This window comes from Pengzhenrongella sp., assembly GCF_036565025.1.
Classification (GTDB): domain Bacteria; phylum Actinomycetota; class Actinomycetes; order Actinomycetales; family Cellulomonadaceae; genus Pengzhenrongella.
In genome coordinates, this window is the sequence record NZ_DATCNW010000355.1 from 1 (window position 1) to 14,953 (window position 14,953).

Here is a 14,953-nt window from a genome sequence, read left to right on the forward strand (position 1 = left end):
GCCCCACGCCAACCCCCGAACGCGACCCGCTCGGAGCCTGTCGTACCCCCGCCGTACGATGGTCGCCGCAGTCCGCAACCGTGGCCCGGCCGCGGCGTCGTCATCGCCAGGAAGAACGTGATCTCACCGCGCATGAACCTCACCGGTCTGCTCTCCACAGTCCTCACCGACCCTGCCGCCGCCGAGGCGGCTCTGCTCGTCCCCGCGCGCGGCGCGGTCGACGTCGTCGGGATCCCCGGGATCCGCCCGGCGCTGCTCGCGATCATGACGGGGGCGCGCGCCGACGGTGCGGAGCCCGCCACGGGGGCCCGCCCGCTCGTGGTGGTGACCGCGACGGGCCGGGACGCCGACGACCTTGCGGGCGCGCTGCGCTGCTACCTCCCACCCGACGACGTCGCCGTCCTGCCGGCCTGGGAGACGCTGCCCCACGAGCGGCTCTCGCCGCGCGCCGACACCGTCGCGCGACGGCTGGCCGTCTTCCGCCGGCTCGCGCACCCCGCCGCGGAGGCCGGTCAGACCGGGCCGATCCGTGCGCTGATCATGCCGGTCCGGGCGCTGCTGCAGCCGGTCGTCGCGGGCCTCGGCGAGCTCGAGCCGGTCGAGCTCCAGGTCGGCGACCGAGCCGACCTCGCCGACGTCGCGGACCGCCTGGTCGCCGCCGCGTACGCGCGCGTCGACATGGTCGAGCGCCGCGGCGAGTTCGCCGTCCGCGGCGGGATCCTTGACGTGTTCCCGCCGATCGAGGACCACCCGCTGCGGGTCGAGTTCTGGGACGACCAGGTCGAGGAGATCCGCTGGTTCGCGGTCGCCGACCAGCGCAGCCTCGAGGTCGCCACGCGCGGGGTCTGGGCGCCGCCGTGCCGCGAGATCCTGCTCACCGACGACGTCCGCAAGCGCGCCGCGGCGCTCGTCGAGCAGTTCCCGGCCGCCGTCGAGATGCTCGGGCGGCTCGCCGAGGGCATCGCCGTGGAGGGCATGGAGTCCCTCGCGCCGGTCCTGGTCGACGCCATGGTCCCCGTCCTGGAGCTCGTGCCCGACGACGCGCTGCTCGTCGTCGCGGACCCCGAGCGAGTGCGCCGCCGGGCACACGACCTGGTGGCCACGACCGAGGAGTTCCTCGCCGCCGCGTGGACCTCGGCCGCTGCCGGCGCGAACACCCCGATCGACCTGCGCGCCGCGTCGTTCGCGACGTTCGCCGACGTCCGGCACATCGCGGCACGCCGCGGCCTGGGCTGGTGGACCCTGAGCGCGTTCGGACTGGATCCCGAGGCGCCCGAGTTGTCAGACCCAGCGCGGGCCCTGCCGCGCGCAGTGTCTGACACGTCGGGTTCGGGCCGGGTCGATGGCGACTTGTCAGACCGTGCGCGGTCCCTGGCGCGCGCTGGGTCTGACAACTCGGGGGTGGTGGACGGGGAGCCGCAGGTCACGCTCACCTTCGGGGCGCGCGACGTGACGAGCTACCGCGGCGACGTCGAGCGCGCGATCGCCGACGTGCGCGCCCTGCAGCTCGGGGGCTGGCGGCTCGTGCTGACCACCGAGGGGCACGGGCCCGCGCGCCGCATGGTCGAGCAGCTGGGTGCCGCGGACGTGCCCGCGCGCCTGGTCGCCGAGATCGGCACCGAACCGCCCGGCGGCGTGGTGCTGGTCACCCCCGCGCCGGTCGGCCCCGGGTTCGTCGCACCCGACCTGCAGCTCGCGGTGTTCTCCGAGTCGGACCTGACCGGCCGGGCCGGGTCCTCCACGCGCGACATGCGCAAGATGCCGTCGCGGCGGCGCAACGTCGTCGACCCGCTCCAGCTGCGCCCGGGCGACAACGTGGTGCACGAGCAGCACGGTGTCGGGCGGTTCGTCGAGCTCGTCCAGCGGACGCTGGGCAGCGGCGCGAACGCGTCGACTCGCGAGTACCTCGTGATCGAATACGCGCCGTCCAAGCGCGGCCACCCCGGGGACCGCCTGTACGTGCCCACCGACCAGCTCGACCAGGTCACCAAGTACACCGGCGGCGAGTCGCCGACGTTGAACAAGATGGGTGGCGGCGACTGGGCCAAGACCAAGGGTCGCGCGCGCAAGGCGATCAAGGAGATCGCCGCCCAGCTCATCCAGCTGTACTCGGCGCGGATGGCGACCGCCGGGCATGCGTTCGGCCCGGACACCCCGTGGCAGCACGAGCTCGAGGATGCGTTCGCATACGTCGAGACCCCCGACCAGCTCGCCACGATCGAGGAGGTCAAGGCGGACATGGAGAAGACGGTCCCGATGGACCGCCTGATCTCCGGCGACGTCGGGTACGGCAAGACCGAGATCGCGATCCGCGCCGCGTTCAAGGCCGTCCAGGACGGCAAGCAGGTCGCCGTGCTCGTACCGACCACCCTGCTCGTCCAGCAGCACCTCGACACGTTCTCCGAGCGGTACGCGCCGTTCCCGGTGACGGTCGCGGCGCTGTCCCGGTTCCAGTCCGACGCCGAGGCGAAGGACGTCCTCGCGGGCCTCGTCGACGGCCGGGTCGACGTCGTCATCGGCACGCACCGCCTGCTGACCGGCGAGGTGCACTTCAAGGACCTCGGCCTGGTGATCGTCGACGAGGAGCAGCGCTTCGGCGTCGAGCACAAGGAGACGCTCAAGGAGCTGCGCACCAACGTCGACGTGCTCTCCATGAGCGCGACCCCCATCCCGCGCACGCTCGAGATGGCCATCACCGGGATCCGGGAGATGTCCACGCTCGCGACGCCGCCCGAGGAGCGCCACCCCGTGCTGACGTTCGTGGGCGCCTACGACGAGAAGCAGATCACTGCGGCGATCCGGCGCGAGCTGCTGCGCGAGGGCCAGGTGTTCTACGTGCACAACAAGGTCGCCTCGATCGACCGGGCGGCCTCGCGGCTCGCCGAGCTGGTGCCCGAGGCGCGGATCGCCGTCGGGCACGGCAAGATGCCCGAGCACCAGCTGGAGCGGGTCATCGGGGACTTCTGGGAGAAGAAGTTCGACGTCCTGGTCTGCACCACGATCATCGAGACCGGCCTGGACATCTCCAACGCCAACACCCTCATCCTGGAGCGCGCGGACGTGCTGGGCCTGTCCCAGCTGCACCAGCTGCGCGGGCGCGTCGGGCGCGGGCGGGAGCGGGCCTACGCGTACCTGCTGTACCCGCCCGAGCGGCCGCTGACCGAGACCGCGCACGACCGGCTCGCGACCATGGCCGCCCACACCGACCTCGGCGCGGGCATCCAGATCGCGATGAAGGACCTCGAGATCCGCGGCGCGGGAAACCTGCTCGGCGGGGAGCAGTCCGGACACATCGAGGGCGTCGGGTTCGACCTGTACATCCGCATGGTCGGGGAGGCCGTCGCCGGCTTCCGGGGCGAGGTCGAGGAGGAGGCGCCCGAGGTCACCATCGAGCTGCCCGTCGACGCGCACATCCCGCACGACTACATCGCGCACGAGCGCCTGCGGCTCGAGGCGTACCGCAAGCTCGCTGGCGGCGAGACGGCCGACGCGCTGGCCGAGGTCCGCTCGGAGCTCGTCGACCGCTACGGGCCGATCCCCGAGCAGGTCGAGAACCTGTTCGCGGTGGCCGACTTCCGCAACGCGGCGCGCGCACTGGACCTGTTGGACATCACCGCGCAGGGCAAGTTCGTGCGGTTCGCACCCGTCGACCTGCCCGAGTCGGCCCAGCTGCGGGTCAAGCGGCTGTACCCCGGCACGGTGCTCAAGCCTGCACTGCACACGATGCTCGTGCCCTTCCCGACGACGGCGCGCATCGGCGGCCGCCCGCTGCACGGCGGAGAAGTCCTCGCCTGGGCACGCCAGCTGCTCGACGCCGTCGTGGGCGGCAACGTCGCTGCGGCGGCGCAGGTAGGCACCCGAACCTCGTGAGCGCCTACGATGACCAGCGTTCACGACGACAACGGAGGTCACACGTGCCGGTCCGATCCTTGATGGGGCGTCGCCGCGCGCCGGTCATCCTTGTGCTGGGTGCCCTGCTCGCCGGCGCCCTCAGTGGCTGTTCCGGCGAGGCAGGCGCCGCTGCGGTGGTCGACGGCCACAAGATCACGGTGGCCGAGCTGCAGGCGACCGCGAAAGACCTCGCCCCGTACCTCAAGGACGTCAGCCAGGCAAACGTGCTGCTGGTGCTGATCGTGGCCCCGACGTTCGACAAGGCAGCCGCCCAGGAAGGTGTCGGCGTCTCGGACCAGCAGGCCCGCGACCTCCTGGCCTCCCAGGCACCGAAGGGCTCCGGAAAGGCCGCCGCGCCGACCGAGTTCAGCCCCGGAGCGATCGAGGTGGCCCGGTTCACCCTCGTGCAGCAGCAGCTCCAGGGGCTGCCGAATGCGGCCGCCGTCGCGAAGCGGGTCACCAAGCAGCTGGCCGCGCTCCATCCCGAGGTCAACCCGCGCTACGGCAAGATCGACCTCACGACCGGCAAGCTCACGTCGCCGTCGTACCCGTGGCTGGTCACGAAGGCCGCGGCAGGCTGACCGTGCCCGCCGCCGCAGCCGCCGCGCCCCGCGAGGGCGACGGCGTGCGTGAGCTGGTCCAGGTGATGGATCTGCTGCGCTCGCCGGGCGGCTGCCCGTGGGACGCGGAGCAGACGCACCGCAGCCTCGTGCCGTTCGCGCTCGAGGAGGCCCACGAGGTCGCCGAGGCGATCGAGACCGGCGACCGGGTGGGCATGCGCGAGGAACTCGGCGACCTCCTGCTCCAGGTGGTGTTCCACGCCCGGCTCGCCCAGGAGCACGACGTCGACCCGTTCGACCTGGACGACGTCGCCCGCGGCGTGGCGGCCAAGCTCGTCCGGCGGCACCCGCACGTCTTCGCGCCCGGAACCTCGGGCGCCGGCAGCCCCGACGACGACGTCGACGAGGTCCATGCCCGCTGGGAGCGGATCAAGAACGTCGAGAAGCAGCGCACCTCCGTCCTGCAGGGCATCCCGCTCGCGCAGGGCGCGCTCGCCCGCGGGCAGAAGGTGCTCTCCCGCGCCCGCCGGGCCGGGCTGCCGGTCGACGCCGCCGTGGCCGCCCGGCGGCACGTCGACGCTGCGGCCCCGGACGAGGCTGCAAGCGCGGCGTTCGGCGCGCGGCTGCTGCTGCTGGCCGCGGAGGCCGACGCAGCGGGGATCGACGCCGAGAGCGCCCTGCGGGCCGCGCTGCGCACGCTCGAGGCCGACGTGCGGGCGTCCGAGGCTCGCTGACATCCTCGCGGGTCCCGTCCCCGGGCTGATCCGCAGGCATCCGAGACCGGCGCGCAGGCGCCCGCGCGCCCGGTGACTTCCTCACTTCGACGGTTGACCGGTCGATCAGTCGTGTGACCGCGCTCGTGGCTGCACTCGACCCCACGGCGTTCGACCGGAGGTGTCCATGGTGCTGCGCGATCCCGTCTGGATCGCCTACGCGGTCGCCGCGCTGGCCTCCATCGCGGTCGGCCTGGTCACCTGGCGGCGCCGGACGCACAACCCGACCGTCGCGATCGCGCTGACGCGAGGAGTTCTTCGTCGCCCTTCCGGGGGCCGACGCCGCGGCAGGGCTCGCGTTTGCGGACCAGGTCCGACGCCGGTGCGACCATGACGGCGTCGAGGTCGCGGGACGCACCCTGCCGTGCACGATCAGTGGCGGGGTCGCCGCGTACCCGGCATCGGGCATCGCCATGAACGAACTGTTCCACTCCGCCGACGTCTCGCTGTACGAGGCCAAGAACGCCGGGCGCAACCTCGTGCGCCTGCACCAGGACCGGGTCCCCAGCCGGGCCACCGAGGCCAACGCCCCCTGAGCGAAACTTGGGGCAAGTCAAGGGATCAAGGTCACTTGAATCCCGCGCAGACGAGCCGATGAGCCTGTGAGAGGCAGATCGACGGCAACGAAGCCGGGCGGCTGCTCGACGAGAGGCGCACGTCATGAGTGGCGACCGGACCAATGGAGGCCCGCTGTCGGCCTTCCGCAACCTGAAGACCGCGACGAAGCTGTTGGCCGGCTTCCTTGCCGTATCCATGCTCATGGTCGGCGTCGGCGTCCTCGGGATCACGAAGCTCGCGTCCGCGCAGGCAGGCATGCAGAGCCTCTACCGCGACAGCTTCCAGGCCATTGCGTGGCTTGGCAAGGTGGACAAGGACTCCGAGGAGACGCGTCGGCGGATGTTGGAACTCGCGCTCGCGCCGACGCCGGCCGCGAAGGCGAAGATCCGAGTGCTGATCGTGGGACTGGACGCGTCGGTGGACGCGAACTGGGCGCTGTACACGGCGACCGACATGCGCGGGCGGGAGAAGTTCCGTAACGACCTGAACGACGCCACGCCCCAGTACCGCAAGCTCCGGGACGAGCGGCTCATCCCGCTGATCGAGGCCGGCCGCATCAAGGAGTTCGGTGCCGTGCGCGACGCGCTAGTCAGCCCGCTCATCGCCAGGATCTCCGCGGACATCGCGAGCCTTTACAAGATCGAGGACAAGGCGGCTATCCGGGCGGTAGCCGACTCGAAGTCCGCGTATCAAAGTGCCCGGATGTTGATCATCGGCCTCATCCTCGCGGCCTTCGCGCTGTCGGTCGGGCTCGCGCTCGGCATCGGCCGGACGATCGCCCGACCCCTGAAGCAGACCGTGCAGATGCTGGAGGGCCTCGCGGAGGGGCACCTCGACCTGCGGCTCGACGTGGACACCAAGGATGAGGTCGGGCAGATGGCCGGGGCGTTGAACCGTGCGATGACCCGGCTGCAGGAAGCGATGCGCGCGATGGGCAACAACTCCCAGGGTGTCGCGGCCGCGTCGGAGGAGCTCTCGGCGGTATCGGGGCAGATGCGCGGCTCGGCTCAGGAGTCGGCGAACCAGGCCGGGGTCGTCTCGGCGGCGGCGGAGCAGGTCTCGATCAGCGTGCAGACCGTGGCGGCCGGCACCGAGCAGATGTCGGCGTCGATCCGGGAGATCGCGAAGAACACGAGCGATGCGGCCGGGGTGGCGATGAAGGCCGTGGGCGTGGCGGAGAGCGCGAACGTGACGGTGGCGAAGCTGGGGGAGTCCTCGGCGGAGATCGGCAACGTGATCAAGGTGATCAACTCGATCGCGGAGCAGACGAACCTGTTGGCGCTGAACGCGACGATCGAGGCGGCGCGGGCCGGCGAGGCGGGCAAGGGCTTCGCCGTGGTGGCCAGCGAGGTCAAGGAGCTCGCGCGGGAGACGTCCAAGGCGACCGAGGACATCGGGCGTCGGATCGAGGCGATCCAGGTGGACACCCGGGCGGCGGTCGACGCGATCAGTCAGATCTCGGCGATCATCGAGCAGATCAACGACACCCAGTCGACGATCGCCTCGGCCGTCGAGGAGCAGACCGCCACGACGAACGAGATGAGCCGCAGCGTGACCGACGCGGCGAGCGGATCGACCGACATCGCGTCCAACATCATCGCCGTCGCCCGGTCCGCGGACGACACGACGGCTGCGGCCAACAGCACCTCCGAGGCCGCTGCGGAGCTGGCGAGGATGGCAGGCGATCTGCAGCAGCTCGTCGGTCAGTTCCGCTGCTGAACGTCAACGGGAGGGACCACACTGGTCAAGGATGACCCCGTCGGGGGCATAAGGTCCTGTTCGGCCCGACGTTGAGCGGGCAGAATCAACGAGGCGTCCGTTCGGGCACCCCAAGGAGGACTGATGACGGCGCGCGAAGAGGTAACGGTGCTCGTAGTAGCTGCGCTCGCGGAGCGAGCACCCGGTGAGCGCAGGGTCGCGCTGGTCCCGGAGGTCGTCGAGCGGCTGGTCGCACAGGGGTTCGAGGTGCTCGTCGAGGCCGGCGCCGGCGCCGGGGCGCGGTTCGGTGACGACGCCTACGTGAACGCCGGCGCCAAGACCGGCACGCTCGCCGATGTGCTGGCCAGCGCCGACGTGCTGCTCGCCGTCCGCCGCCCGACGTCGGCCGTGCTCGCGCGAGTGCGCGCGGGCACGGTCGTCATCGGGCTGCTCGACGGTCGGGCCCGCGGCGTGGAGCGTGCCGACCTGGACGAGGCGGCCGCACGCGGAGTGCAGCTGCTCAGCCTCGACCTGCTGCCGCGCACGCTCTCGCGCGCGCAGACCATGGACGCGCTGAGCTCGCAGGCCTCGGTGGCCGGCTACCGCGCCGCCATCGTCGCGGCCGAGGCGTTCGCCCGGTACTTCCCGATGATGATCACCGCGGCCGGCACCGCCCGGCCGGCGACCGTGCTCGTGCTCGGCGCGGGCGTCGCAGGCCTCCAGGCGATCGGTACCGCGCGGCGTCTCGGCGCCCAGGTGACCGGGTACGACGTGCGGTCCTCGGCGCGCGAGGAGGTCACCTCGATCGGGGCGGCCTTCCTCACGACCAAGGTCACCGCGGGCGACGGCGGCGGCGGGTACGCCCGCGCGCTCACCGAGGACGAGGCCGTCGAGCAGCGCGCCGAGCTGGACGCGGCGATCCGCCGCTTCGACATCGTCATCACGACCGCGCAGGTGCCCGGCGGCAAGCCGCCCGTGCTCGTCACGGCCGAGACCGTCGCGGCCATGGCGCCCGGGTCTGTGCTCGTCGACCTCGCGTCCGGCCCCCAGGGCGGCAACGTCGCGGGCAGCGTGCCCGACGAGCGCATCGTCACCCCCGGCGGGGTCACCGTCATCGGCGCCGGCAACCTGCCCGCCCAGATGGCGACCGGCGCCTCGGCGGCGTACTCCCGCAACGTCACCGCGCTGCTCACCGCGATCGTCGCGGACGGCGAGATCAAGCTCGACCCGGCGGACGAGATCGTCGCCGCAGTACTTATTCAGACGGAGGGTGCGGCGCGTGCCGAATGAACTGTTGAGCGACCTGGGGCTGTTCGTCCTGGCTGTTCTGGTGGGGTTCGAGGTCATCAGCAAGATCCCGGCGACCCTGCACACCCCGATGATGTCCGGCGCGAACGCGATCCACGGCGTCGTCGTCGTGGGCGCGGTGATCGTCGCCGGCCTCGCCCATGACCCGCTCGGATACGTGCTGACGTTCCTCGCCGCCGCGTTCGCCGCCATGAACGTGGTGGGTGGCTACGTGGTCACCGACAGGATGCTCGGCATGTTCAAGGCCCGCCCGGCACGGGTCGCTCTCGGGCCGAGCGACGCGTCGTCCGCCGAGGTGGCGCGATGAGCGCGCTCGAGGTCGTCGTCCGGCTGGTCTACCTGGCCGCCGCCGTGTGCTTCGTGCTCGGCCTGCACCTGATGCGCTCGCCCGCGACCGCACGCCGGGGCAACCTGCTCTCCGCGTCCGGCATGGCTGCCGCGATCGTCGGGACCGTGGCCCTGCTGGCCACCGGTGGAACCGCCGCCGAGGGCGGGGACATCCACGTCTCCGGCTGGGGCTGGGGCACCCTGATCGCCGGGCTCCTCGTGGGCTCCCTCGCGGGTCTGGTCTCGGCGCGTCGCGTGCAGATGACCGCGATGCCGCAGCTCGTCTCGCTCTTCAACGCGGTCGGCGGTGGCGCGGCCGCGGTTGTCGGCGTCGTCGACTTCTCCCGCGCGCTCGGCGACGGCTCCATCACGGCCGGCTTCTCGGTTCCCGTCGTGCTCGACGTCATCATCGGCTCGATCACCTTCTCCGGGTCGCTGATCGCGGCCGGCAAGCTCCAGGGCTGGGTCTCCGGAGCGCCGATCACCTTCGCCGGGTCGCGCGCCCTGAGCATCCTCAGCGCCGTCGTCGCTCTCGGCGGTGGCGCCTGGCTCGTGGCAGCGCCGAACACCTGGCTGCTGGTCGCGGTCATCGTCGCCGCGCTCGCGTTCGGCATCCTGATGGTGCTGCCGATCGGCGGGGCCGACATGCCCGTCGTGATCTCCCTGCTCAACGCGTTCACCGGGCTCGCCGTGGCGATGGCCGGGTTCGTGGTCGGCAACCAGATCATGATCATCGCCGGTGCGCTCGTCGGCGCGAGCGGCACGATCCTCACCAAGCTGATGGCCGACGCGATGAACCGCTCGGTCGTCGCGATCATGGTCGGTGGCTTCGGCACCGGCGACTCCGCCTCGGCGGCGGTGGCCGGCCCGGGTGGCGCCGAGGTGCGTCGCGTGGACGCCGACGACGTCGCCATCCAGCTCGCCTATGCGACCAAGGTCGTCATCGTGCCCGGGTACGGCCTCGCCGCGGCGCAGGCCCAGCGCGAGTGCGGCGACCTTGGCGCGCTGCTGACCGAGCGCGGCATCACCGTGCTGTACGCGATCCACCCGGTCGCTGGGCGAATGCCCGGGCACATGAACGTGCTGCTCGCCGAGGCCGACGTGCCCTACACCCAGCTCTTGGAGATGGACGAGGTCAACCCCGAGTTCGCGACGTGCGACGTCGCCCTCGTGGTCGGCGCGAACGACGTCACCAACCCGGCCGCACGCCGGGCCGGCAACCCGATCTCGGGGATGCCGATCCTCGACGTCGACAAGGCACCGTCCGTCATCGTCATCAAGCGCTCCCTCGGGCACGGCTACGCCGGCCTGGACAACGAGCTGTACGGCGAGCCACAGACCGGCATGCTCTTCGCCGATGCCAAGAAGGGGCTGCGCGAGATCCTCTCCGCAGTCAAGACTCTCGTCGGCTGACATTCATCTCTCGTCTTCCGCCCGTTAGCGCCGTCGGCGCGCTCGGGCGGAAGGTCCCAGTCGATCCCCCCGGGATCGGCGGTAGCCTTTCCGACGCATACCTACCTGTCCGACAAAGGAGCATCCATGGCTAGCATCGAGGCCGTAGGCGCCCGCGAGATTCTTGACTCGCGCGGCAACCCCACCGTCGAGGTCGAGGTCGCACTCGACGACGGCACCATCGCGCGCGCGGCGGTCCCGTCCGGCGCATCGACCGGCGCGTTCGAGGCCGTCGAGCGTCGCGACGGCGACAAGTCCCGCTACCTGGGCAAGGGCGTCGAGGACGCGGTCAACGCCGTCATCGACGAGATCGCCCCGGAGCTCATCGGGTTCGAGGCCAGCGAGCAGCGTCTCGTCGACGCCGCGCTGATCGACCTGGACGGCACGTCCAACAAGGGCAAGCTCGGCGCCAACGCGATCCTTGGCGTCTCGATCGCCGTCGCCAAGGCCGCCGCGGACTCCGCGGACCTGCCCCTGTTCCGCTACATCGGCGGACCGAACGCACACGTGCTGCCGGTCCCGATGATGAACATCCTCAACGGTGGGTCGCACGCCGACTCCAACGTCGACATCCAGGAGTTCATGGTTGCCCCGTTCGGCGCCACGACCTTCCGCGAGGCGCTGCGCACCGGCGCGGAGATCTACCACTCCCTCAAGTCCGTGCTGAAGGAGAAGGGCCTGTCCACGGGCCTCGGTGACGAGGGTGGCTTCGCGCCGAACCTGTCCAGCAACCGCGCCGCTCTCGACCTGATCCTGGTCGCGATCGAGCGGGCCGGCTTCGTCGCGGGCAAGGACGTCGGCCTCGCGCTCGACGTCGCGGCGACCGAGTTCTTCAAGGATGGTGCCTACCAGTTCGAGGGCAAGGCGACCTCCTCGGACGACATGATTGCGTACTACGAGCAGCTCGTGCGCGACTACCCGCTGGTCTCCATCGAGGACCCGCTGTCCGAGGACGAGTGGGCCGGCTGGTCCTCTCTCGTCGCGCAGGTTGGTGACAAGGTGCAGATCGTCGGTGACGACCTGTTCGTCACGAACCCGATCCGCCTGGCCAAGGGCATCGAGCTCAAGTCCGCGAACTCGCTCCTGGTCAAGCTGAACCAGATCGGGACGCTCACCGAGACCCTCGACGCCGTCACGCTCGCGCAGCGCAACGGCTACACCGCGATGATCTCGCACCGTTCCGGCGAGACCGAGGACGTCACGATCGCCGACCTGTCCGTCGCGACGAACGCCGGTCAGATCAAGACCGGTGCACCCGCCCGTGGCGAGCGCATCAACAAGTACAACCAGCTGCTTCGCATCGAGGAGGAGCTGGACGACGCCGCGCGTTACGCCGGCGCCAGCGCCTTCCCGCGGCACAAGCAGGCCTGACCCAAGGCCTCATCCGCTCGCTCACGAGCCTGTGAGCTGGCGGGCGATCCACCGGAGCCCGACCCGCGTATCTTCGCGGGCCGGGCTTCGGCATGTCCGGTGTGTCCCGCTTGTCACCGGTTGTCCGCGCTGCCGCCGCGGCGCAGACACGTCGAAGCTCGCAACGTGCGCGGGGATCGTCGCCGAACGGGAGAGAATCGACCCATGTCCGCCCGTCGTCCGACCGCGCCCCGCTCCGGCGGCAGGTCGTCCGGTTCCGGTGCGGGCGGGACCGGCTCGAACCGGCCGCGCTCGACGGCCGCCCCGACGTCGTCGGCCGCGAAGTCATCGGCCGGGCGGGGCAGCGGGCGCTCGGGCGGGGTCGAGCGGGTCCCCGCGGCCCGCATGCCGCGCATGTTCACCGTGCGCGCTCTGGTCCTCTTCGTGGTCGGGATGCTCGCGTTCGTGCTGCTGTTCCCGACCGTGCGCGCGTACGTCGCGCAACGGTCCGACAACGCCTCGCTCGCTCAGCAGGTGGCGCAGGCCCGCGCGCAGAACAAGGATCTCGAGGGCGAGCTCGAGCGGTGGAACGACCCCGCCTACGTCGCGGCGCAGGCCCGCGAGCGACTGGCGTTCGTCCGCCCGGGGGAGACGGCGTTCCGGGTCGTCGACCCGCAGACGGTCCCCAACCCGAACGGGTCGGACGTGGTCGCCTCGGGCAGCGGACCGGCCCGGGTCCCGGAGGGTTCGACCAAGCCCTGGTACAACACCGTGTGGGAGTCGGTCCGGGTCGCCGGCGACGCCAAGGTCGGCCAGCACGGCGCGACCACGCCGGCGGTCCCGCTCGCGCCGACCGTCAAGCCGCTGCCCTGACGGCGCCTCTCGACGAGAATGACCCACCCAGGCCCGCCCGACCGGGCCGACACCGAACGGAACCCCGTGACGCCCACACCCCTCCCGTACACCACCGGCCCCGCGGTCGTCGAGCGCGACCTGGCGACCCTGCGCGAGCAGCTGGGCCGGCTGCCCCGGGGCGTCGTCGGCATCGCCGCGCGCTGCGTGTGCGGGCGCCCGCTCGTGGTTCGCACCGCACCCCGGCTCGACGACGGCACGCCCTTCCCGACGACGTACTACCTCACTTGCCCGCCCGCCGTGCAGGCCGTCAGCACGCTCGAGGCCGGCGGGCTGATGAAGGAGTGGACCGCGCGCCTGGCCGTCGAGCCCGAGCTCGCGGCGGCCTATGCGCTCGCCCACGACCAGTACCTCGCCCAGCGCGAGGAGCTGGGACATGTCGAGGAGATCGCGGGGATCTCGGCCGGCGGCATGCCCACCCGCGTCAAATGCCTGCACGTGCTGGTCGGCCACTCCCTGGCGGCCGGCCCCGGCGTGAACCCCCTGGGCGACGAGGCCCTGAACCTGATCCGCTCCACCTGGCGCCCCGACCGCTGCTCCTGCTGACCCCGGACGGTCGCGCCGCGAACTGGGAGTTGTTGTCGTATTTCGGGCGATCTGACGACAACAACTCCCAGTTCGACGACGATTCGCCGCCGGACGCCGGGTTTTCGCGTGAGGGGCAAACAAAGGGTCGGGCGTCTTCGCGAATGTCCGTTTGACAACGTTGTCAGCGGGCCCAAAGATACGCGTGAACGGTCACACCGATCGTGGGCCGCCTGCTGGAGAACTCGCTGACATCGAGGTCATGCCCGTGCACACAGTTCCATCCGCGCCCCGGCGCAGCGCGGTCGCCCGCTGATCCCACCGGAGATCCTCGGGCGTCCGACCCCTCATTGCTTTCATCGACGAAAGAGCATGAACAATGCGCAGACACATGATTCTCGCGACCGCGATGAGCGCGGTCGCCCTGATGACCATTGCGGGCTGCTCGAGCCGGGCCGACGCACCCGATGCCAAGGGGGCGGGCGGCTTCGCCAAGGACTCGTTGATCGGGGTCTCGCTCCCGTCGAAGACGTCCGAGAACTGGGTCCTCGCCGGTGGCCTGTTCGAGAAGGGGCTCAAGAAGGCGGGCTTCACCGGGGACGTGCAGTACGCGGGCGCCTCGGCGCCGGTCAAGGACCAGCAGGACCAGATCTCCGCGATGGTCACCAAGGGCGCGAAGGTCATCATCATCGGCCCGGCCGACGGCGGCCAGCTCGGCACGCAGGTCAAGGCCGCGCACGACTCCGGCGCGATCGTGATCGCGTACGACCGGCTCATCCTGAACACCGCGGATGTCGACTACGTGGTCAACTACGACCCGGAGAAGGTCGGCGAGCTGCAGGGACAGGCGTTGCTGGACGGGCTGGACGCCAAGAAGAAGGCCGGTCCGCAGTACATCGAGCTCTTCTCCGGCTCCCCGGACGACGCCAACGCCGCCGTGTTCTTCAACTCGGCGATGAAGGTTCTCAAGCCGAGGATCGACGACGGCAGCATCGTGGTCGGCTCCGGGCAGACCGCCATCAAGCAGACGGCCACCACCGGCTGGAAGGCCGAGACCGCGCAGAGTCGGATGGACACGATCCTGACCAGCACGTACGCCGACAAGCCGCTCGACGGCGTGCTGTCGCCGAACGACAGCCTCGCGCGGGCGATCATCACGTCCGTGAAGGGCGCGGGGAAGCCGATCCCGGTCGTCACCGGCCTGGACTCGGAGGCCGAGTCGGTCAAGTCGATCATGGCCGGCGAGCAGTACGCGACGGTCAACAAGGACACCCGCGCCCTGGTCACGAAGGCCATCGGGATGGCGACGTCACTCGCGGCCGGCGAGAAGCCCGAGCTGAACAACACGAGGTTGTACGACAACGGCGTGAAGGTCGTGCCCGCGTACCTGCTCGTTCCGGTGATCGTGACCAAGGCGAACGCGGCCAAGGTCTACGCGGACGACCCGCTCCTCGCGCCACTGACGAAGTAGTCCCCCCGGTTCGCGCGGGCCGGCCCGCCCGACGGCGCCGCTCGCCCATGCCCCCGCAACGTCCGAGCGTTGACGTCCTATAGGACGTCAACGCTCGGACGTTGCAGAGGTTTCGGTCGACGCAACGC

General features: G+C 71.1%; 11 protein-coding genes and 1 pseudogene. All 12 read left to right on the plus strand.

Translation table 11 applies throughout. The annotated features are described in order from the left end of the window. Positions 1 to 132 precede the first annotated feature (132 nt). The 12 genes and pseudogenes from mfd to VIM26_RS20135 all read left to right on the plus strand — a co-directional run bounded on the left by mfd (position 133) and on the right by VIM26_RS20135 (position 14,825). Positions 133 to 3,870, plus strand: a complete 3,738-nt coding sequence (gene mfd, locus VIM26_RS20080) for a transcription-repair coupling factor (RefSeq protein WP_331954559.1) — start codon at positions 133 to 135, stop codon at positions 3,868 to 3,870. Between the two features lie 44 nt (positions 3,871 to 3,914). Then, complete coding sequence (locus tag VIM26_RS20085; protein ID WP_331954539.1) at positions 3,915 to 4,472, plus strand: hypothetical protein; 558 nt, start codon at positions 3,915 to 3,917, stop codon at positions 4,470 to 4,472. Next, entirely contained in the window at positions 4,442 to 5,185 is a 744-nt protein-coding gene (locus VIM26_RS20090; RefSeq protein ID WP_331954541.1) for a MazG family protein, read from the plus strand. Before VIM26_RS20085 ends, VIM26_RS20090 begins: the two co-directional genes overlap by 31 nt. 299 nt (positions 5,186 to 5,484) lie before the next feature. Then, a pseudogene (locus VIM26_RS20095) lies at positions 5,485 to 5,760 on the plus strand (GGDEF domain-containing protein); the annotation flags it as partial. A gap of 124 nt (positions 5,761 to 5,884) precedes the next feature. Further along, the gene (locus VIM26_RS20100) at positions 5,885 to 7,501 is read left to right on the plus strand and encodes a methyl-accepting chemotaxis protein (protein WP_331954543.1); all 1,617 of its coding nucleotides are present in this window, start codon (positions 5,885 to 5,887) and stop codon (positions 7,499 to 7,501) included. 123 nt (positions 7,502 to 7,624) lie between these two features. Further along, positions 7,625 to 8,770, plus strand: coding sequence for an NAD(P) transhydrogenase subunit alpha (locus tag VIM26_RS20105; RefSeq protein WP_331954545.1), 1,146 nt, complete (start codon positions 7,625 to 7,627; stop codon positions 8,768 to 8,770). Continuing rightward, a complete protein-coding gene (locus tag VIM26_RS20110) occupies positions 8,760 to 9,095 on the plus strand; it encodes an NAD(P) transhydrogenase subunit alpha (RefSeq protein ID WP_331954547.1) in 336 nt (111 codons plus the stop codon). The genes VIM26_RS20105 and VIM26_RS20110 overlap by 11 nt, the downstream gene beginning before the upstream one ends. Continuing rightward, positions 9,092 to 10,528, plus strand: coding sequence for an NAD(P)(+) transhydrogenase (Re/Si-specific) subunit beta (locus tag VIM26_RS20115; protein WP_331954549.1), 1,437 nt, complete (start codon positions 9,092 to 9,094; stop codon positions 10,526 to 10,528). Before VIM26_RS20110 ends, VIM26_RS20115 begins: the two co-directional genes overlap by 4 nt. A 126-nt stretch (positions 10,529 to 10,654) precedes the next feature. Next, positions 10,655 to 11,938 (plus strand): phosphopyruvate hydratase, encoded by a 1,284-nt coding sequence (eno, locus tag VIM26_RS20120; protein ID WP_331954551.1) that lies wholly within the window; start codon positions 10,655 to 10,657, stop codon positions 11,936 to 11,938. A 204-nt stretch (positions 11,939 to 12,142) separates the two neighbouring features. After that, on the plus strand, positions 12,143 to 12,790 hold the full coding sequence (locus tag VIM26_RS20125; protein ID WP_331954553.1) for a septum formation initiator family protein: 648 nt from the start codon (positions 12,143 to 12,145) through the stop codon (positions 12,788 to 12,790). Between the two features lie 66 nt (positions 12,791 to 12,856). Further along, entirely contained in the window at positions 12,857 to 13,375 is a 519-nt protein-coding gene (locus VIM26_RS20130) for a DUF501 domain-containing protein (RefSeq protein WP_331954555.1), read from the plus strand. 358 nt (positions 13,376 to 13,733) lie between these two features. After that, positions 13,734 to 14,825 carry a sugar-binding protein gene (locus VIM26_RS20135; protein WP_331954557.1) on the plus strand — a complete coding sequence of 364 codons (1,092 nt, stop codon included), beginning with the start codon at positions 13,734 to 13,736 and terminating at the stop codon, positions 14,823 to 14,825. Positions 14,826 to 14,953: the final 128 nt, after the last annotated feature.